Source organism: Streptomyces violascens (assembly GCF_014649955.1).
GTDB classification, from domain to species: domain Bacteria; phylum Actinomycetota; class Actinomycetes; order Streptomycetales; family Streptomycetaceae; genus Streptomyces; species Streptomyces violascens.
In genome coordinates this window covers 222456-242908 of the sequence record NZ_BMUA01000003.1, presented here as the reverse complement: position 1 = coordinate 242908, position 20453 = coordinate 222456, and the positions used below count along the sequence as shown (strand labels likewise).

The following is a 20453-nucleotide window of genomic DNA, read 5'->3' as shown; positions in this document are numbered from 1 at the left end:
GAGGACACGCTTTGACCTATAGGGGGTCTAACTTTCTTCTCATGACCTCCACCACGACCAGTAGCACCACCCCAGAGTCCGCGGCCACAGCCGCAGCAGACCGCCGCCGGTGGTTCGCCCTGGCCATCGTGATGACCGCGGCCTTCATGGACCTGGTCGACGTCACGATCGTCAACATCGCCATCCCGTCCATCCAGAAGGACACCGGGGCGAGCTTCTCCTCGATCCAGTGGATAACGGCCGGCTACGCGCTCGCGTTCGCCGCGGGCCTGATCACCGGCGGCCGCCTCGGCGACATCCACGGCCGCAAGAAGCTCTTCCTCATCGGCATCGGCGGCTTCACGCTCGCCTCCGCCCTGTGCGGCTTCGCCGCCAACCCGGAGATGCTGGTCGCCTCCCGCATCCTGCAGGGCGCGATGGCCGCCATGATGGTGCCGCAGGTCCTCTCGATCGTCCACGCCACCTTCCCGGCGCACGAGCGCGGCAAGGTCTTCGGCCTGTTCGGCGCGGTCGTCGGGCTCGGCGCGGTCTCCGGGCCGCTGCTCGGCGCGCTGCTCACCGAGTGGAACCTGTTCGGCCTCGAATGGCGCCCGATCTTCCTGATCAACCTGCCGGTCGGCATCGCGGGCCTGGTCCTCGGCATCAAGTTCATCAGCGAGTCCAAGGCTCCCAAGGCGCTCAAGCTCGACCTCGTCGGCATGGTCCTGGTGACCCTCGGCCTGCTCATGCTGCTCTACCCGCTGACCCGCGGCCGCGAGCTCGGCTGGCCGCTGTGGGGCTACCTCTCGATGGCCGGCAGCGTCCTGGTCTTCGCCGGTCTCATCGCGTACGAGCGGATGAAGGCGCGGCGCGACGGCTCCCCGCTCATAGAGCTGTCCCTGTTCAAGGTGAAGAGCTTCGCGGCGGGCATCGCCGTGCAGGCCACCTTCGGCGTCGGCCTCGGCGTCTTCTTCCTCGTGTGGACGCTCTACATGCAGATCGGCCTCGGCTGGAGCGCCCTGCGCGCCGGTCTGACCGGCGTGCCGTTCTCGATCGCGGTGTCGGTCGCGGCGGGCATGTCCGTGCAGAAGCTCGTCCCGCGCTTCGGCCGCAAGGTCCTCCAGGCGGGCGCCCTGACCATGGTCGCCGGGCTCCTGATCTACATCTGGGAGGCCGGCCGCTACGGCATGGACATCGCCCCCTGGCAGATGGCGCTCCCGCTGGTCGTGATGGGTCTCGGCATGGGCCTGATCGTCGCCCCGCTCACCGACGCGGTGCTCTCCGAGGTCCCCAAGGAGCACTCGGGTTCCGCGTCCGGGCTGATCAACACCGTGCAGCAGATGGGCAACGCGCTCGGCCTCGGCCTGGTCTCCGTCGTCTTCTTCGGTTCGATCGGCGACGACCTCGTACCGCCGCAGCTGAACCGGGCCTTCGTGGACGGCTTCCAGCACTCGCTCTGGTACGTCGCCGGGGTCCTCGCGGTGATCTTCCTGGTCATGTTCGCGCTGCCCGCCAAGCCGCAGCAGCACGTCGAGGGCGCGGTGGACGAGGCCGGCCTCCTCGACCTGACGAAGGACGCGCAGCCGGTCGGCTGAGCCCGCTGTACACGGCGATGGCCCGCACCCTTCAAGGGCGCGGGCCATCGTGCTGTCCGGGCCCGGGCCGGGTGGCTCTCTCGCGCCGGGACCAAAGTCCGTTTGTGTCCGTCGAATGCCCGAATTGATTTACATGGCGGAGGGCTGGCCGTACTGTGGCGGTGTAACCGCAGGTTCGGGCACGGAAACGGACGTAAACAGACATGTATGCACCGGAGCGGCAGCAGGAGATCCTGCGGATCGCGCGGGAGAGCGGGCGCGTCGACGTGCTCTCGCTCGCCGAGACCTTCCAGGTCACCGCCGAGACCGTACGGCGCGATCTGAAGGCACTCGACCGGGCCGGTCTGGTGCGCCGCGTGCACGGCGGGGCCATCCCGGCCGGGCGGCTCGACTTCGAGCCCGACCTCGCCGAGCGCGAGTCCACCGCCGCCGACGAGAAGGACCGCATCGCGCGCGCCGCGCTCGCCGAACTGCCCGCCGAGGGCAGCGTCATCCTCGACGCCGGATCGACCATCGCCCGCCTGGCCGCCGAGCTGCCCCTGGACAGCGGGCTCACCCTCGTCACCCACGCGCTGCCCGTGGCGGCGAGGCTCGCCGACCACCCCGCCATCGACCTCCACCTCGTCGGCGGCCGGGTCCGCCACCGCACACGGGCCGCCGTGGACGCCTGGGCGCTGCGCGCCTACGGCGAGATCCGCGCCGACGTCGTCTTCCTCGGCACCAACGGGTTCTCCGTCGCCCACGGCCTCACCACCCCCGACCTCGCCGAGGCCGCCGTCAAGCGCGCCGCGATCGGCGCCGCCCGGCGCGTGGTGCTGCTCGCCGACTCCGCCAAGCACGGCCAGGAACACTTCGCCCGCTTCGGCGGCATGGCCGACGTCGACCTCCTCATCACCGACCGCGGGCTCGCCCCCGACCTCGTCGCCGCCATCGAGGCCGCCGGCACGGACGTGATCACCGTATGAACATCCTCACCGTCACCCCCAACCCCAGCCTCGACCGCACCTACGAGGTCCCCGGGCTCGAACGCGGCGAAGTGCTGCGCGCGACCCGCGAGCGCGTCGACCCCGGAGGCAAGGGCGTCAACGTCTCCCGCGCCGTCGCGGCCGCCGGACACCGCACGGTCGCCGTCATGCCGCTCGGCGGCGCCCCCGGCGCCCTCGTCCAGGAACTCCTCGGCGCCGAGGGCATCGAGGTCGCCCCCGTCCCCGTCGCGGGCCACACCCGCTCCAACATCTCGGTCGCCGAACCGGACGGAACCCTGACGAAAATCAACGCGCCGGGTCCCCGGCTGACCGCCGCCGAGAGCGAGTTGCTGCTCGACACCGTGCGGGGGCACTCCGGCCGCGCCGACTGGATCGCCTGCTGCGGCAGCCTCCCGCGGGGCCTGGCACCCCAGTGGTACGCCGATCTCGTCGCCCGCGCGCACGCCGCCGGAGCCAAGGTCGCCCTCGACACCTCGGGCCCCTCCCTCATCGCCGCGCTGCGCGAACGCCCCGACGTGGTCAAGCCCAACGCCGAGGAACTCGCCGAGGCCGTCGGCCGCCCCCTCGCCACCGTCGGCGACGCGGTCAAGGCGGCCGAGGAAGTACGGGAGCTGGGGGCGGGCGCCGTCCTCGCCAGCCTCGGCGCCGACGGCCAGCTCCTGGTCACCGCCTCCGGTACGTACTTCGCCTCCGCTCCCGTCGCGACCGTACGCAGCAATGTGGGAGCCGGTGACGCCTCGCTCGCCGGGTTCCTCGCGGCGGGCGGCGAAGGCCCCCGGGCGCTCGCGGCCGCCGTCGCCCACGGCGCCGCCGCGGTCCAGCTCCCCGGCAGCGTGATGCCGGCCCCCGGCGACCTCGACCCGGCGGCCGTCACCGTCACCGACGCCGTCCCGCTGGACCGCCCCCTGACGGAACCGGCGCCATGACCCCGCCCGCCACCCCTCACCGCCCGCAAAGGAGCCCGCGATGAGCCAGATGATCACCGCGGAACTGGTCGACCTCCACCTCGACCTGGCCGCCGACTCCAAGGAAGCCGCCGCCCGCACGCTCGCCGAGCGGATGGCCGGCCTCGGCCGCGTCACCGACCTCGACGGTTTCCTCGTCGACGTGGCGGCCCGCGAGGCCCAGATGCCGACCGGCCTCGACGGCGGCATCGGCATCCCGCACTGCCGCAGCGCCCACGTCACCGAGCCGACCCTGGCCTTCGGGCGCAGCGCGGCCGGGATCGACTTCGGCGCCCCGGACGGCCCGGCCGACCTGATCTTCCTCATCGCGGCCCCGGCGGGGGCGGACGACGCCCACCTCTCGATCCTGTCCTCCCTGGCCCGCCAACTCATGGACGCCGAGTTCACCGCGGCGCTGCGGGCGGCGACGACGGCGGGGGAGGCGGCGGCGCTGATCGCGGGCGAGGAGGCGGCGCCCGAGCCGCAGGCCGAAGAGGCCCCGGAGCCCGAGGCCCAGCCGCACGAGACCGAGCCCTTCCGCATCGTGGCCGTCACCTCCTGCCCCACCGGCATCGCCCACACCTACATGGCGGCGGAGTCCCTGGAGCGGGCCGGGCGGGCCGAGGGCGTAGAGATCGCCGTCGAGACCCAGGGCTCGTCCGGGTTCACCCGGCTCGACCCGGCCGTCGTCGCGGCCGCCGACGGCGTGATCTTCGCGCACGACGTGCCCGTACGGGACAAGGAGCGCTTCGCCGGAAAGCCCACCGTGGACGTCGGCGTGAAGGCGGGCGTGAACCGCCCCGCCGAACTGATCGCGGAGGTCCGCGACAAGGCGGACCGCGGCGAGATCACCGAGCCGGGCGGCACCAGGCCGTCCCCGGTGGAGGCGACGGGAGAGCCGGGCGAGGGCTACGGCACCAAGCTGCGCAAGTGGCTGATGTCGGGCGTCAGTTACATGGTGCCGTTCGTCGCGGCGGGCGGTCTGCTCATCGCGCTGGGCTTCGCCATCGGCGGCTACAAGGTCAGCGACGCCCCCTTGGTCATGGACCACTTCCTGTGGACCGACAGCGGCAGCTGGGCCGCGCTGCTCTTCCAGGTCGGCGGCGTCGCGTTCAAGTTCCTCGTGCCGGTCCTGGCGGGCTACATCGCGTACGGAATGGCCGACCGGCCGGGCCTGGTGCCCGGCTTCGTGGGCGGCGCGATCGCCCTCGACATCAAGGCGGGCTTCCTCGGCGGCCTCGCGGCCGGTCTGATCGCGGGCGCCGTGGTCATGGCGATCCAGAAGGCCAGGATCCCCGCATCACTGCGCGGCATCATGCCGGTGGTGGTGATCCCGCTGATCTCCTCGGCGGTCGTCGGCTTCCTGATGTTCCTGGTCATAGGCGAGCCGATCTCCAAGCTCCAGTCCGCGCTGACCAGTTGGCTCAACGGCCTCTCGGGCGCCAATGTGATCGTCCTCGGCGTGATCCTGGGCCTGATGATGTGCTTCGACCTGGGCGGGCCGCTCAACAAGGTCGCGTACACCTTCGCGATCGGCGGGCTCGCCGACGGGGGCGACGGCAGCTTCAAGGTGATGGCGGCCGTGATGGCCGCGGGCATGGTCCCGCCGCTGGCGATGGCCCTGGCCACCACCGTACGGGGCCGCCTGTTCACCCGTACCGAGCGCGAGAACGGCAAGGCGGCGTGGGTGCTCGGGGCGTCGTTCGTCACCGAGGGCGCGATCCCGTTCGCGGCGGCCGACCCGCTGCGGGTCATCCCCTCCGCGATGGCGGGCGGCGCGGTCACCGGCGCCCTGTCGATGGCCTTCGGCTGCACCCTGCGGGCGCCGCACGGCGGGATCTTCGTGGTCCCGCTGATCGGCAACGCCTTCCTGTACCTGCTCGCCATCGCCGCCGGCACGGCGGTCAGCGCCGGCCTGGTCATCCTGCTCAAGGGCCTGCGCAAGCAGCAGCCCGGGAGCTCCCGGAACACAGCCCCGGCACCCGCCGGGGAGAAGGTGACGGTCGCCGCCTGACTGGTTCGGCCCGATGTGCCCGGTCCCTGCCGTGGGGCCGGGCGTCTTCGGCCGTCATGGCGTGACATGTACCACTTGAGGACCAAAGTCCTTGCATCTCCCTGCCACAAGTCCCGGCCCGTGTTGTCTACTGGGGCGCGTGGCTCAGAACATCACGATCATTCAGCAGATAGGCCTTTCCGTCCTCGCTGCGGCGAGTGTCGCCTGGGTCGTCGGCCTGGTCCGCATACTGCGCCGGGAGCGCGCCGACCGGGCCGAGTGGCATGCCCTGCGCACCCTGCGCGCGGTGGGCCGGCAGGCCGGGCCGCCCGCCCGGGAGGAGGTGGCGCTCACCGAGGCGGAGCGAGCCGCCTTCGCGGGCCTGATCCGCCAGCTCGATCCGCGCAGCTCCTGAACGTACGGCCGGAACGCACGGCCGTGAGGTGAGGGTCCGCAGGTCCTTCGGGGTGCCCGTGCGGCCCTCAACTCACATGGGCGCGGCGCTCCATGGCGGCTCTGGCCGCCTGTTCCGTCGCGTACACCTCGCACATGTGGCGGCCGTCAGGGGTCGCCGTGTGCTCGACCTCCCACAGGCTCAGCTCGCCGCCGTCGAGCAGCAGGAAGGCGTGCTCGTACAGCGTGAACGCGGCATCCCGGCCGGGCATGCGGCAGTGGCTGCCGAAGGCCTGGGTGATCCGGTGCGCGTGCGCGGCCCGCAGCCTCAGCGTGGTCCGCCGGCCGGGCCGGTCCGGGTTCTCGGCGCGGCGAAGGAGCCGGCGCGCGTGGTCGGCGGAATCGTCCGGTGCGTACGGGTGGGGGCGCGGTGCGGCGCCGTCCCGCCCGGCGAGGGCGTCGGGGCCGAAGCCGGCCTCCCAGCAGTCCTCCAAGTCCTGGAACAAGTCCTGGACCGGGTCGGCGCAGCCGCCCCCGTATCCGGCCAACTCGGCCTCCAGTGCGCCGAGTTCCTCGTCGGGATGGCGAGTCTCGTGGGGAAGGGCCCGGCGGCGCAGCCGGGCGGCGGCGATGCGGGCGTCCTCCTCGGCCGCGTACACCTCGTGCGCGTACTCGCGGCCGTCATTATGGGCCAGCTCCCACAGGGTGACGGTGGTGCCGTCCAGGAGCAGATAGCAGTGCCGGTACGTCTCGCGGCTCAGGCGGTGGCCGCCGGGGCCGGACGCCGATGTGTGGAGCGAGGAGTGCAGCGAAGTGGTGTGCGCCATCGCCAGGGCGAGGCGCTCGACGAGCTCGTCCGGCAGGTCGAAGGAGTTCAGGGCCCGCCCCAGGAGCGCGGCCACTTGTTCCTGGGCCGAGTCGTCGCCGGGGCCGCGCTCGCCGTCGAGCGGGTGGGGCACATGGAGCACCAAGGCTTCTCCTGGCCGTCGCTGTTGGTCACGTAGAAGGTGCTCAACGTAGCCCCTGGGGGCGGATCGCGCAGCGGGCATGGCCGAAACTTTTCCGGCCGGCACCCCGTAAAGGGGTTACCGGCCGGTCAAGTCGCCTGGTGCGGAAGGGGGTTGGTCAGGAGGTGCTGTCCGCCGTCCACTGAGCCCACGGCATGTTCCAGCCGTTGAGGCCGTTCTCCGGGGCGATCGTCTTGTCGGGCGAGCCCTTCACGACGACCACGTCACCGATGAGGCTGTGGTCGAACATCCACTTGGCCGGAGTGTCGCCGGCGGCGCCCTTCACGTCCTTCATGCCGACGCAGCCGTGGCTGGTGCCCTCGTTGCCGAACACCGACGGGTCGCCCCAGTAGTTGCCGTGGATGAAGGTGCCCGAGGTGGACAGGCGCATCGCGTGCGGCACGTCCTTGATGTCGTACTCGCCGCCGAAGCCCACGCTGTCACCGTTCATGCGGGTCTGCGTGAACTTCTCGGAGATCACCATCTGCCCGTTGTAGGTGGGGTGTTCGGAGCTGCCGGTCGACACCGGAATCGTCTTGATGGTCTTGCCGTCCTCCTGGACGGTCATCTCCTGCGTCTTCACGTCGACGGTGGAGACCTGGTTGCGGCCGATGGTGAAGGTGACTTCCTTCGACTGCACGCCGTAGACGCCCTTGGCACCCTCGACCTTGTCCAGGTCGATCTTCATGGTGACCTTGGAGCCGGCCTTCCAGTACTCCTGGGGCCGGAAGTCCAGGCGCTGCGAGTTGAACCAGTGCCCGACGACCTGCTGCCCGCTGCTGCTGGTCACCGTGATGTGCGACAGGACGTCCTTCTTGTTGGTGATCGCCTTGTTGAAGTCGAAGGACACCGGCATGCCGACGCCCACCGTGGAGCCGTCCTCGGGGGTGTAGTTGGCGATGAAGCTGTCCTTGGCCGAAACGGTCGAGAACTGCGAGTTCTCCGTCGCGGCCCGGCCCTTGTCGTCCTTGCCGTTCGCGGCGATCTTGTACTGGGTGCCGCGCTCGATCTTGCCGGTCGGCTTCCAGGAAAGGCCGTCGGCGGCGAGCGTGCCGGGCACGGTCTTGCCGCCCTGCACCTCGGTCATCGTCACGTCGGACAGCTTGCCGCCCTCGGCCTTGACGGTGACGTCGTTGATGGAGGCGTTGGTCGACCCGTTCTTCGCCGAGATGGTGATCTTCAGCGTGGAGGCGTCCTTGGCGGCCGAGGCGTCCGCGCCCTTGCCGCTCTTGGCGTCGTCGTTCGCCTTGGCATCGCCGCCGCAGGCAGTCAGCGCGAGCGCGCCGACCAGGAGGCCCGCGGCCCCCGCGACGAGCCTGGCCCGGCGCCGGGCAAGCGGACGCGCGGTGCGCGGGGTGCTGCTGAACTGCTGAGTCTGCGCTGCGTTGTCCGACGCCGGCGGTGTCACGGGCTGCTCCATGTCTGCGTGGTGTACTGCGAAATGAATCCAGTACGGACATAGAGAACCCAAATGGCCCAATGGTTGCGAGATCCGATGGTGACGGCGGTCACAATCGGGGCTCTCGGGCAGCTCAACTCCCGTACAGATCCCCATAAGAGGGAAAAGTTCCCCCAGGCCCCTCGACGCTCACGGCGGCCCGCACGCCTCGCACGATCGCCCGCGCGACGACGTCGGCCCCGGCGGCGAGGATGTGGTTCAACTCCTCGGGGCCGAGAGCCCGGTCCGTCCTGCCGGGCCTGCCGGGGCCGTCAGGGCTGTCAGGGCTGTCGGGGCTGTCGGGGCCGGAATCGTGCGATCCGGTGGCGAGGGCGAAGATCGTGTCCCCGTCGTGCATCAGGTGTACGGGGCGAATGGCACGGGCGAGCCCGTCGTGGGAGGTCCCGGCGAGCTTCTGCGCCTGCGGCCGGGTGAGCCGGGCGTCGGTGGCGACGACGGCGAGGGTGGTGTTGAGCGGCGGCATGCCGGTGCGGACCGCGTCGAGCCGCGCCCGGGCGGCCAAATGCCTTTCAGGTGAGGGGAGTTGATGATCGGTTACGTATCCGTACTCTCCGTACAGGGCGCCGTTGTGGGGGTCGATGGGGGAGCCGACGGCGTTGACGACGGCGAGGGCGGCCACCGTCGCCCCGGAGGTGAGGGTGACGCTCGCGGTGCCGACGCCGCCCTTGAGGCCGCCGACCACGGCGCCGGTCCCGGCTCCCACGTTGCCTTCCGCGACGTCGCTCCCGGCGGACGCGGCCGCCTCGACGGCCGCCCGGCCCACCGCCGCGTCGGGCCTGGCCCGCCAGTCGCCGCCGCGCCCCAGGTCGAACAGGCAGGCCGCGGGCACGACCGGGACCACTTGGTGCGGCTCCGGCCCCACCCGCACCCCGCGCTGCTGCTCCTCCAGCCAGGCCATCACCCCGGCCGCCGCGTCGAGCCCGTACGCACTGCCGCCGGTCAGCACGACGGCGTCGATGCGCTCGACGACGTTCCGCGGGTCGAGCGCGTCGGTCTCCCGGGTGCCCGGGCCGCCCCCGCGCACGGCGACGGCGGCGACCGCGCCGCCGGGCGGGGCGAGCACGACGGTCGTGCCGCTCAGGGCGTTCGGTCCGGGCACGGCCGCGTGCCCGACGAGGAACCCGGCCACATCGGTGAGGGAATTGTTCATGGCTCCCTCCCTACCACGGCAGCTGGCCACCGCGGCAGTTGAGCGCCGGCTCTCAGAACTTCGGCCCCAGGTAGGTTCCGCCCGAGGCGTCGAGGACGTGCCCGGTGACCCAGCGGGCGTCGTCGGAGGCGAGGAAGGCGACCGGGTCCGCGATGTCGGCGGGCTGCCCGATCCAGGGCAGCGCCTGGGCCTGGATCATGTTCGCCTCCATCTCGGGCGACGACCGGAAGAAGGCGCGGGTCCGGTCGGTCTCGGTGGGCCCCGGCGCGACCAGGTTGACCGTGATCCGCCGGGCTCCGACCGCGTTGGCGAGGGTCCGGGTGTACGTCTCCATCGCGCCCTTGGTCATCGTGTACGCCAACTCGCCCTCCAGCGCGATGCGGGTCACTGCGGAGCCGATGGTGATGATGCGGCCGCCGTCGCGCAGGGTGGGCAGCAGGTGCTGGGCGAGGAAGAAGGGGGCGCGCACGTTCACCGCGAAGAGACGGTCGAAGAGGTCGGGGGTCGTCTCCGCGTACGGCAGGTGCCCGGTGACGGCGGCGTTGTTGACGAGGATGTCGAGGAACTCCTCACCGGTGTGGGCGCGCAGCCCGCTGCGGACGGCGTCGGCGAGCTGCTCGACACCGTCGACGGTGTCGAGCTCGGCCCCGACGGCGAAGGCGCGGCCGCCGGCCTCGACGATGGCGTCGACGGTCTCCTGGGCGGCGGGCCCGTCGGTGCCGTAGTGGACGACCACGAGGGCCCCGTCGGCGGCGAGCCGCTGGGCGATGCCGCGGCCGATACCGCGGGAGGCGCCGGTGACGAGGGCGGTCTTGCGGGCGAGGGCACGGGCGGGCCGCCCCTGGCCCTGCTGACCCTGCTCGCCCTGGTGCTGCTGGTGCTGCTGCATGGTGTGCTCCCAGTTCTGGCCCTGCGGGCGGGGCCCGGCGGGGTTCGGCGTCGGGGGGCGGCTCCCTTCCGACAGGGACGACTCTGGGTGCGCCCGCTCACGGGGTGCGCACGGGGCGCTGACGGGGTGGGGGTGGGGTGGTGAGTGCGGACCGGTGGGGGCTGGTCGCGCAGTTCCCCGCGCCCCTATCAGGGTTGACCTTGGCAGGGTGCCCGTGCAGGCATACCCAGCCTGTCATGGGGGTCCCCCCTGGCCCTTAAGGCCTTGGGGGCGATTGAGGACGAGCGCCCTTCAAGCGCGAACGGGGTCTGGGGCGGAGACCCAGGTCAGCTCGCCGGGCAGGAGGACAGGCTCGATCGGGCGGCCGCCAGCGCCGCAGGGGTGCCGGCCCGCCGAGCCGCCACGAGCGCCCGCTCGAAATCGGCCCGGGCGGCCGCCAACCGCCCAGCCCCGCGCAGCAGTTCCGCCCGCTGACGCAACAGGTCCGCGACGTCCTCCCAGCACCCCAGCTCCTCGAAGAGCACCAGCGCCTCGTCGGCGCACGCCAACGCCGCCTCCGTGTCACCAAGGGCTCCCGACACCCCGGCAAGACCGGCGAGCGTCGTCGCCGTCCCCCAGCGTTCGCCCAGCGAGCGAAACGCCGCGAGAGCCGCCGACAGGTCGAGGGCGGCCTCCTCCACCCGGCCGTGGAAGAGGTGCAGATGCCCCGCCCCCGCCCGGGCGAGCGCCCGGGTCCAGGGGTCGGGGCCCGTCAGCTCGGGCCGCTCGGCCCCCGCGGACGGCCCCGCCGAGATCGCCCACAGGAACGCCGTGAACGGCTGCCGGAACGGCCGGTCCCGTTCGGCCACGATGCGCGCCGCCCGCGCCCGTTCCGCGCCCGGAACCGCCCCGCCCGCCCCCGCCGCGAGCACGCACAACACGTACGCCTCGCCGAAGTCGAAGCCGCAGTCGAAGTCGACCCCCTCCATTCCGCCGGGCACGTACCCGTCGAGCGCGCCCAGCAACTCGGCCGCCACAGGCGCCACATCGGCCCGAAGCCCCCGCAGCCACCAGAAGGACGAGAGCGCCGTCAGCAGACGCAGGGCGGACGGAAGGTCGTCGCGGGTCGCCCGCACCAGCGACGCCCGCAGGTTCGCGTGCTCCGCCGAGAGCCGCTCCAGCCAGCGGAGCTGATCCGCCGAACGGAGCTCGGGATCGGCCGCCTCGGCGAGTTCGAGGAAGTACGCGGTGTGGGCAGCGCCCACCAACTCCCGCGAACGCGACGGGAGTTGTTCGGAGGCGTACGCCCTGATCGTTTCCAGCATGCGGTACCGCCCCGAGCCCGCCTCCACGAGCGACTTGTCGGTGAGCGAGGCGAGGAGGTCCTCCGCGTCGGGGCCCGCGCCGCAGACCCGCCCGGCCGCCTCCGCGGTGGCGCCGCCCGCGAAGACGGTCAGCCGTGCCGCGAACTCCCGCTCCTCGTCGCTGAGCAGCGACCAGCTCCACTCCACCACCGCCCGCAGTGTCCGGTGCCGCTCCGGCTTGGTGCGGTCGCCGCGCGACAGGAGCCGGAAGCGGTCGTCGAGCCGGTCGGCGATCTCCGCGAGCGGAAGCTGCCTCAGCCGGGCGGCGGCCAGCTCGACGGCGAGCGGAAGCCCGTCGAGGGAGTCGCAAATGTCCCGCACGGTACGGGAGTTGGTGTCATCCGGTTCGAAGTCGGGGCGTACGGCGAGCGCCCGGTCCGTGAAGAGGCGTACGGCCGCATCCGTGTCCAGCGGCCCCACCGGCCGCAGCGACTCGCCCGTGATGCCCAGGGCCTCGCGGCTGGTGGCCAGGACGCGCAGGCCCGGGCAGTGGGACAGGAGACGATGGGTGAGGGCGGCGGCGTCCTCGACGATCTGTTCGCAGTTGTCGAGGATCAGCAGCACGGCACGGTCCCGCAGGGCCTCGACGAGCGCCGCCTCGGGATCACCGGCGCCGCTGTCGCGCAGGCCGAGGGCGCCGCGCACGGCCAGGGCGGTCCGGGGCGCGGCCGACAGGTCGACGAAGCACACCTCGCCGGGCAGGCGCGCGGCCGCCTCCAGGGCGAGCCGCGTCTTGCCGGTTCCGCCCGTCCCGATCAGCGTGACGAGACGCGACGACCCCAACAGGCGTACTAGGACGGCCAGTTCGCAATCGCGGCCCACGAAGGAGGTCAGCTGGGCGGGCAGCCGCGATGCCGGGGCGGTCCGGGCCTCCTCCCCGCGCAGGATCGACAGGTGGACCGCCGCCAGCTCGGGGGAGGGGTCGGTGCCGAGCTCCTCGGCGAGCAGCGTACGGGCCGTCTCGTACTCGGCGAGCGCCTCCGCGCCCCGCCCGCCGCGACGCAGCGCCCGCATCAACTGGCCGCGCAGCCGCTCGCGCAGAGGGTGTGCCGCGACCGCCTCGCGCAGCCAAGGCAGCAGCTCGGACGGGTCGCCGCCGAGGGCGAGTTCGGCCTCGGCGAGCTCCTCGACGGCGCCCGCGCGCAGCTCCTCCAGGCGTGCGGACTGGGCGGCGGCGAAGGGGGCGTGGGTGAGGTCGGCGAGCGCCGGGCCGCGCCACAGCCCCAGTGCCTCGCGCAGCAGCACGGCCGCGCGCCCGGGATCGCCCGCCTCCCGGGCCCGCGCGCCCTCCCTGGCCAGCTGCTCGAAGCGGAGTACGTCGACGTCCTCGGGGTCGGCGACGAGGCGGTAGCCGGCCGGCCCGTACTCGATGTCGACGCTCTTGCGCAGCCGGGACACCTGCGACTGAAGCGCGCCCGGGGCTCCGGCGGGCGGCTCGTCCCCGTAGAGCGCGTCGACGAGGCGCTCGGCGGGGACGGTGTGGCCTGCGTTCAGCACGAGGTAGGCGAGCAGGGCGCGCAGCCGGGGCCCCGCGGGGGCGGTTTCGGCACCGTCTATGCCCATCGGGCCGAGCAGGAGGAAGCGCATGCCCCGATTCTCGCGCAGTTCCCCGCGCCCCTGGCCGTGCTGATGCCGGCCCGCGCCGGAGCCCCAGGAGTCCAGCTCGGCCACCTCACGAGTGGGGAAAAGGTCCCCCCGGAACGGGACTTTGGCGGGGCCGCACCCGCCCCTCACCGCGTTAGCGTGGAGAACGCCGGGGTGCCACGACACCACCCCGGCACCCACTCCTCGCCCGCCTTGTGCTGAACCGGTACGAATCCGTACGGCCGGAAGTGTTGGCCGTCTGGCGCCCCCGCCGTCTGGTGTGCTGTGCGCATGCCACGCATGACCGCACGCAGCCGCCACGAGGAACACCGCGCCTCGACCCCGCTGGAACTGTTCTTCGACCTCTGTTTCGTCGTCGCCGTCGCCCAGGCCGGCGCCCGCCTCGTCCACGCCCTCGCGGAGGGGCACGTGGGCGCGGGGCTCGCGGGATACGCAGCCGTGTTCTTCGCGATCTGGTGGGCGTGGATGAACTTCACGTGGTTCGCCTCGGCGTACGACACCGACGACGCCCTGTACCGGGTCGTCACCCTCGTCCAGATCACCGGCGTGCTGATCCTGGCCGCGGGCGTGCCGCGCGCGTTCGACGACGGCGACTTCACGATCAGCGTCATCGGGTACATCGTGATGCGGCTCGCGCTGACCAGCCAGTGGCTGCGGGCCGCCGCGAGCAGCCGGGACCCGGCCGAACGCCAGGTGTGCCTGCGGTACGCGGCCGGGCTCGTGCTGTGCCAGCTCGGCTGGGTCGGCATGCTGTTCGTCCCGGACTCCGCCCGCACCTGGGTGTTCCCGCTGCTCGCCCTGGCCGAACTGTCCGTCCCCATGCTCGCTGAACTCCGCCACACCACCAGCTGGCATCCGCACCACATCGCCGAACGGTACGGGCTCTTCACGCTGATCGTGCTCGGCGAGACGGTGTCGGCGGCCACCATCGCCGTACAGGAGGCCCTCGACGAGCACGACGAGCTCGGCGATCTGCTGCCGCTCGCGGCGGGCGGGCTGCTCATCGTGTTCGCCGCGTGGTGGATCTACTTCGCGGTGCCCATCCACGACCACCTCACCTCCAACCGGCAGGCATTCCTGTGGGGTTACGGGCATTACGTGGTGCTCGCTTCGGCGGCGGCGATCGGAGCGGGGATGGAGGTGGCGGTGGAGCAGGCCGTCGGCAAGGCGCACATCTCCGCCATCGCGGCGGGCTCCGCGGTGACCGTGCCGGCGGCGCTGTTCATGCTGACGGTGTGGGGGTTGCACTCCCGGCACTTCAAGCGGGGCATGGCTCAGCAACTGACGTTGCCCGTGTCGGCGTTGACGATTTTGGGGTGTACGTTCGCGGGGCGGACGGGGGTGCCGTTGGCCGGGGCGGTGGCTGCGGTGACCGTGGCGGTCGGCTGGACGCTGAACCGTCGCCGGGCGGAGGGGGCTTCCCCCACCCCGCCCCTTCCCGAAACCCGCCGGGGGTGAGATGGCCGAGCTGGACTCCCGGGGCTCCGGCGCGGGCCGGCATCAGCACTGCCAAGGGCGCGGGGGAACTGCGCGACCATCCCGCCACGGTCCGAAGGCCGCAAGCGGGTTGGGGGCGCGGGGAACTTCGCCAACGCCCGTACGGTCCGCACGCCGAGCGGAAGGGAGGCCTCCAGATTGGCCCAGCCCTATCGCGCCAAATTGGCCTGTTCATAGGGCCGTTCAAGATCGTAGGGTCAAGCCATGACCAAGGAAACGACCCCCCAGGCCCCCCAGGCCACCCCGCCGTTCCCGCCCGTCCTCACCCGCCGCACCGACGCCGAGACCTGCGCGGACCCCAGCAGCGTCATGACGCTGCTCGCCGACTCGGATCGCACGGCCGACGGCTTCACCACCTACCGGTCCACCTTCGCCAAGGGAGCCGTGGGGGCGCCCGCCCACTTCCACACCAAGGCGACCGAGCTGTTCTTCGTGATCAGCGGGTCCCTCCAGGTGCTGGTGGGCGAGGAGGTCACCGTCCTGGAGGCCGGCGACTTCCTGGCCGTGCCGCCGCACACCCCGCACGCCTTCGCCGCCGCGCCCGGCTGCGAGGCCGACGTCCTGTTCGTGTTCACCCCCGGCATGGGCCGCTTCGACTACCTGCGCCTGCTCGGCCGGGTCATGCGCGGCGAGGCCGACCCGAAGGAGATCGCCGAGTCCGCCGAGCGGTTCGACAACCACTACTGCGACAGCCCCGCCTGGCGCGCCGCCCTGGAGGCGTCCGCGTGATCGATGCCGCGACCCACGTCCGGGTGGCCCGGCCCTCGCGGGACCTCGCCGCCGCCGAGCACTTCTACGTGGACGGCCTCGGCCTCGACGTCCTGTGGCGCACCACCGAGCGCGTCGCCGGCGAGCACGACCTCGTGATGGTCGGCCCGTCCGGCGGGGCGTGGCACTTCGAGCTGACCCGCGACCCAGAGCACCCGCTGGAGCCGACGCCGTCCGTCGACGACCTGTTCGTGGTCTACCTCGGCACCCCCGTGGACGAGGCCCTGGTCGACCGCCTCGTCGCGGCCGGCGGAACCCGCGTCCCCGCGCACAACCCGTACTGGGACGAGTACGGAGTCACCGTCGCCGACCCGGACGGCTACCGCCTGGTGCTGTGCTCCCGCACCTGGGGCTGAGCCGAGCCCGCACGATCACGAGCGCCTGACCGATCACCCCGGCCGACAACGGTCCCACGGGCGCACCAACTCCACCTGCGCGGAGGCAGGTTCAACCCGGTCGGCGGCCTGCTCCGGGTCACCGATCTCGGCCGCCTCGATCCCGAGCGCCCTGACCTGGGCCCATGCGGGGCATGGGCCATGGACCGCATCGACTCGTCGGTGACGCCCGCGCCACCGATCGTCCTGCCACGCCTGCGGGCGGAATCGTGGCCGAGGCGCCGCAGGGGCCGTACGGCAGGCCCGGGCGGGGACCTAGGGCCGCCCGCACGCACGCCATTGGCCTCTCACCCCCGGCCCGGCCAAAGCGCACCGTGGATATGTCAGGACTCGTCTCAACCCCCTGGGAAGCACCATGAGTTCCGCGCTCCAGCCGTCCACCCGGCAGGACCCCGGCCCCGCCGCCACCGTCCCGTACGACCCGGAGAACTACCGGCCCGGCCGCACCATCACCACGTGGGAGCCGGAGAACGAGGTCTTCTGGCGCTCGGTCGGCCGGAAGGTCGCCAACCGGAACCTGTGGATCGCCGTCCCCGCCCTGCTCGTCGCCTTCGTGGTGTGGCAGGTGTGGTCCGTCACCGCGACCAACCTCAAGGACGTCGGCTTCTCCTTCTCCACCTCGCAGCTGTTCTGGCTCACCGCCGTCCCCGGCCTGACCGGCGGCACGGCCCGCATCCTCTACACCTTCCTCGGCCCGATGATCGGCCAGCGCCGCTTCACCGCGCTCTCGACGGTGATCCTCGTCGTGCCGCTGATCTGGCTCGGCATCGCCATCCAGGACACCTCCACCCCGTACGGCGTCATGGTGATCATCGCCGCGCTGTGCGGCATCGGCGGCGCCAACTTCGCCTCCTCGCTCGCCAACATCGGCTTCTTCTTCCCGAAGAAGGAGAAGGGCAACGCCACCGGCATCAACGGCGGCCTCGGCAACCTCGGCGTCTCCGTCGTCCAGCTCCTGACCCCGATCGTGATCACCTTCTCGACCATCGCGATCGGCACCGCCCAGCACAAGAAGGACGGCACCCCGGTCCACCTGCAGAACGCCGCGTTCCTGTGGGTCCCCGTCCTCATCGTGCTCGCGCTGATCGCCTGGTTCGGCCAGAACGACCTGAAGGTCGCCTCCACCCCCTTCAGCCGCCAGAAGGTCATCTTCAAGCGCAAGCACAACTGGCTGATGACCTGGCTGTACGTCGGCACCTTCGGCTCCTTCATCGGCTTCGCCGCCGCCCTGCCGCTGCTGATCAAGACGACCTTCCCCGCCTACTCCGTCGCCACCTACGCCTGGATGGGCCCGGCGCTCGGCGCACTGGCCCGCTGGGCCGGCGGCTGGATCGCCGACAAGCTCGGCGGTGCGAAGGTCACCATCATCTCCTTCGTCGGCATGGCCCTGTCGATCATCGGCGTCATCAACTTCCTTCCGGCGGGCGGCGATTCGGGCAACTTCTACGGCTTCTTCGGCTGCTTCCTGGCCGCGTTCTTCTTCTCCGGGGTCGGCAACGGCTCGACCTTCCGGCAGATCCCGGTGATCTTCCGCAACCAGCACCTGAAGGGCCTGACCGAGGGCACCGCCGAGCACGCCAAGGCGCTCAAGCAGGCCGAGATGGAGGCGGGCGCCGTCACCGGCTTCACCTCCGCCATCGCCGCGTACGGCTTCTTCTTCATCCCGGCGATGTTCGCCAACTTCGCGGTGACCAGCGCGATGTGGGGCTTCGTGGCCTTCTACGGCAGCTGCGTCGTGGTGGCGTGGTGGTTCTACGCCCGGAAGGGCGCCGAGGCGCCCAGCTAGGCCGTATCCCCGTCGACCGATTCCGCACAAAAGGCCCGCGCATGGTGCGCGGGCCTTTTCGGCGTCGCGATTACCGAAATTCTTGTGAATGCTTTCACAAGTGAATTAGGGGCCAAAGGCTCGGAAAGGTGTGCAGGTCAGGTGGGGTGTCAAGCGATGAGAGGGGGGAGGGGCAGGGCTTTCGGCCCGGATCTGGTGACCTATGCCGCCGCATTTGATCGATCAAAAGGAGTGGAATGGGAAGCGGTCGAAGAGCTTCGGCTCAACGGCACGAAGTACGACGTCAACGGTGATTCGGAAGGGTGCCTGCCATGACTGCGACTCCCGCAGAGGCAACGAAGAACGGCGGAGCCTGGGACGGCTTCACAGGCGGACTCTGGCGCGACGCCATCGACGTCCGCGACTTCGTCCAGCAGAACTACACGCCCTACGCAGGCGACGCCGACTTCCTCGCCGGCCCCACCCAGCGCACCACCGCCGTATGGAACAAACTCCTGTCGATGTTCCCCCGGGAGACCGAGCAGGGCATCTACGGCGTGGACGTGAAGACCCCGTCCCGCATCGACGCCTTCGAGCCCGGCTACATCGACGGCGACGCCAAGAACCACAAGGACCTCATCGTCGGCCTCCAGACCGACGGCGCCCTCAAGCGCGCCATCATGCCCAACGGCGGCTGGCGCATGGTCGAAAGCGCCCTCAACGCCTACGGCTACGAAGCCGACCCCGGCGTACGCGACGTCTACACCCACCTCCGCAAGACCCACAACGAAGGCGTCTTCGACGCGTACACCCCCGAAATCCGCGCCTGCCGCTCCTCCGGCATCATCACCGGCCTCCCCGACGCCTACGGACGCGGCCGCATCATCGGCGACTACCGCCGCGTCGCCCTCTACGGCGTCGACCGCCTCATCGCCGCCAAGGAAGCCGACAAGGCCCGCCTCGGCGAGGACTGGGCCACCGAGACCGTCATCCGCGACCGCGAGGAAACCTCCGAGCAGATCAAGGCCCTGAACGAGCTGAAGAACATGGCGATGTCGTACGGCTACGACATCTCCGGCCCGGCCACCACCGGCCGCGAAGCCGTCCAGTGGCTGTACTTCGCCTACCTCGCCGCCGTGAAGGAGCAGAACGGCGCCGCCATGTCGATCGGCCGCATCGACAACTTCCTCGACATCTACCTCCAGCGCGACATCGAAGCCGGCCTCATCACCGAGGAACAGGCCCAGGAATTCATCGACGACTTCGTCATCAAACTCCGCATCGTCCGCTTCCTGCGCACCCCCGAATACAACGAGCTCTACTCCGGCGATCCCACCTGGGTCACCTGGTCCATGGCCGGCATCGGCGAGGACGGCCGCCCCCTCGTCTCCCGCACCACCTTCCGCGCCCTGCAGACCCTCTACAACCTCGGCCCCGCACCCGAGCCCAACCTCACCGTCTTCTGGGACCGCGAACTCCCCGCCGGATTCAAGGACTTCGCGTCCAAGGTCGCCATCGACACCTCGGCCATCCAGTTCGAGTCCGACGAGCTGATGCGCCCCAAGTACGGCGACGACACCGCGATCGCCTGCTGCGTCTCCGCCATGGCCGTCGGCAAGCAGATGCAGTTCTTCGGCGCCCGGGTGAATGTGGCGAAGGCGCTGCTCTACGCGATCAACGGCGGCCGCGACGAGAAGAGCGGCAAGCTCGTCGTCGAGGGCTTCACGCCCATCGAGGGCGAATACCTCGACTACCAGACCGTGGCCCGGCAGTACGACGCGATGCTGGACTGGCTCGCCAAGACGTACGTCCACGCCCTCAACGTCATCCACTACATGCACGACAAGTACGCCTACGAGCGCATCGAGATGGCGCTCCACGACCAGCGCATCCTGCGCACCATGGCCTGCGGCATCGCCGGCCTCTCGGTCGCCGCCGACTCGCTGTCCGCCATCAAGCACGCCAAGGTCAAGGTCGTACGCGACGAGACCGGCCTCGCCGTCGACTACGAGATCGAGGGCGACTACCCCGCCTACGGCAACAACGACGACCGCGCGGACGCGCTGGCCACCCGGATCGTGCACGACTTCATGGAGAAGGTCCGCAAGCACCCCACCTACCGCGACGCCGTCCACACCCAGTCCGTCCTGACCATCACCTCCAACGTCGTCTACGGCAAGAAGACCGGCAACACCCCCGACGGCCGCCGCGCCGGTACCCCCTTCGCGCCCGGCGCCAACCCCATGAACGGCCGCGACGAGCACGGCTACATCGCCTCCGCGCTGTCGGTCGCCAAGCTGCCCTACGACGACGCCGAGGACGGCATCTCGCTGACCAACACCATCACGCCGGACGCCCTCGGCCGCACCCCGCGCGAGCGCATCGACAACCTGACAGGCGTCCTGGACGGCTTCATTGCCAGCAACGGCTTCCACATGAACGTCAACGTCCTCGACAAGGCCACCCTGGAAGACGCCATGCGCCACCCGGAGAACTACCCCCAGCTCACCATCCGGGTCTCGGGTTACGCGGTGAACTTCGTCCGCCTGACGCGCGAGCAGCAGCTGGATGTCATCAACCGGACGTTCCATGGGGGGCTTTGAGGGGGGAGGGTCTGGGCGCGGGGGGTGGGGCCCCCCCCCCCCCCCCCCCCCCCCCCCCCCCCCCCCCCCCCCCCCCCCCCCC

The 20453-nt window shown here is 71.4% G+C and carries 15 protein-coding genes; 10 read left to right on the top strand and 5 right to left on the bottom strand.

Translation table 11 applies throughout. The features are described from left to right. The first annotated feature begins 41 nt into the window (after window positions 1-41). The 5 genes from IE206_RS09440 (at window position 42) to IE206_RS09420 (ending at window position 5912) form a co-directional block, all read left to right on the top strand. Window positions 42-1574, top strand: a complete 1533-nt coding sequence (locus tag IE206_RS09440) for an MFS transporter (RefSeq protein WP_189961599.1) — start codon at window positions 42-44, stop codon at window positions 1572-1574. Between the two features lie 203 nt (window positions 1575-1777). Next, window positions 1778-2539, top strand: a complete 762-nt coding sequence (locus IE206_RS09435; RefSeq protein WP_189961598.1) for a DeoR/GlpR family DNA-binding transcription regulator — start codon at window positions 1778-1780, stop codon at window positions 2537-2539. Further along, window positions 2536-3486: a 1-phosphofructokinase gene (gene pfkB, locus IE206_RS09430; protein WP_189961597.1), complete on the top strand. Its 951-nt coding sequence runs from the start codon at window positions 2536-2538 to the stop codon at window positions 3484-3486. The genes IE206_RS09435 and pfkB overlap by 4 nt, the downstream gene beginning before the upstream one ends. A gap of 40 nt (window positions 3487-3526) precedes the next feature. Beyond that, a complete protein-coding gene (locus tag IE206_RS09425; RefSeq protein WP_189961596.1) occupies window positions 3527-5518 on the top strand; it encodes a PTS fructose transporter subunit IIABC in 1992 nt (663 codons plus the stop codon). Between the two features lie 139 nt (window positions 5519-5657). Further along, on the top strand, window positions 5658-5912 hold the full coding sequence (locus IE206_RS09420; RefSeq protein WP_189961595.1) for a hypothetical protein: 255 nt from the start codon (window positions 5658-5660) through the stop codon (window positions 5910-5912). Between the two features lie 67 nt (window positions 5913-5979). Here IE206_RS09420 and IE206_RS09415 read toward each other — a convergent pair whose 3' ends face one another. The 5 genes from IE206_RS09415 to IE206_RS09395 all read right to left on the bottom strand — a co-directional run bounded on the left by IE206_RS09415 (window position 5980) and on the right by IE206_RS09395 (window position 13409). Beyond that, window positions 5980-6849, bottom strand: a complete 870-nt coding sequence (locus IE206_RS09415; RefSeq protein WP_226598901.1) for a DUF6227 family protein — start codon at window positions 6847-6849, stop codon at window positions 5980-5982. Between the two features lie 166 nt (window positions 6850-7015). Then, a complete protein-coding gene (locus tag IE206_RS09410; protein WP_189961594.1) occupies window positions 7016-8317 on the bottom strand; it encodes a L,D-transpeptidase in 1302 nt (433 codons plus the stop codon). 112 nt (window positions 8318-8429) lie between these two features. After that, window positions 8430-9506, bottom strand: a complete 1077-nt coding sequence (locus IE206_RS09405; RefSeq protein ID WP_189961593.1) for a P1 family peptidase — start codon at window positions 9504-9506, stop codon at window positions 8430-8432. Window positions 9507-9558: 52 nt separating this feature from the next. Next, on the bottom strand, window positions 9559-10395 hold the full coding sequence (locus IE206_RS09400; protein ID WP_189961592.1) for an SDR family oxidoreductase: 837 nt from the start codon (window positions 10393-10395) through the stop codon (window positions 9559-9561). Window positions 10396-10721: 326 nt separating this feature from the next. Beyond that, a complete protein-coding gene (locus IE206_RS09395; protein WP_189961591.1) occupies window positions 10722-13409 on the bottom strand; it encodes an AfsR/SARP family transcriptional regulator in 2688 nt (895 codons plus the stop codon). 213 nt (window positions 13410-13622) lie between these two features. Here IE206_RS09395 and IE206_RS09390 point away from each other — a divergent pair, with 213 nt between their 5' ends. From IE206_RS09390 to pflB, 5 genes are all read left to right on the top strand, one after another. Continuing rightward, entirely contained in the window at window positions 13623-14801 is a 1179-nt protein-coding gene (locus IE206_RS09390; protein WP_373300894.1) for a low temperature requirement protein A, read from the top strand. Window positions 14802-15044: 243 nt separating this feature from the next. Continuing rightward, complete coding sequence (locus IE206_RS09385; protein WP_189961589.1) at window positions 15045-15569, top strand: cupin domain-containing protein; 525 nt, start codon at window positions 15045-15047, stop codon at window positions 15567-15569. Beyond that, on the top strand, window positions 15566-15964 hold the full coding sequence (locus tag IE206_RS09380) for a VOC family protein (protein WP_189961588.1): 399 nt from the start codon (window positions 15566-15568) through the stop codon (window positions 15962-15964). Before IE206_RS09385 ends, IE206_RS09380 begins: the two co-directional genes overlap by 4 nt. 394 nt (window positions 15965-16358) lie before the next feature. Further along, entirely contained in the window at window positions 16359-17789 is a 1431-nt protein-coding gene (locus IE206_RS09375) for a NarK family nitrate/nitrite MFS transporter (protein ID WP_189961587.1), read from the top strand. Window positions 17790-18100: 311 nt separating this feature from the next. Further along, entirely contained in the window at window positions 18101-20371 is a 2271-nt protein-coding gene (gene pflB / locus IE206_RS09370) for a formate C-acetyltransferase (RefSeq protein ID WP_189961586.1), read from the top strand. Window positions 20372-20453 lie beyond the last annotated feature (82 nt).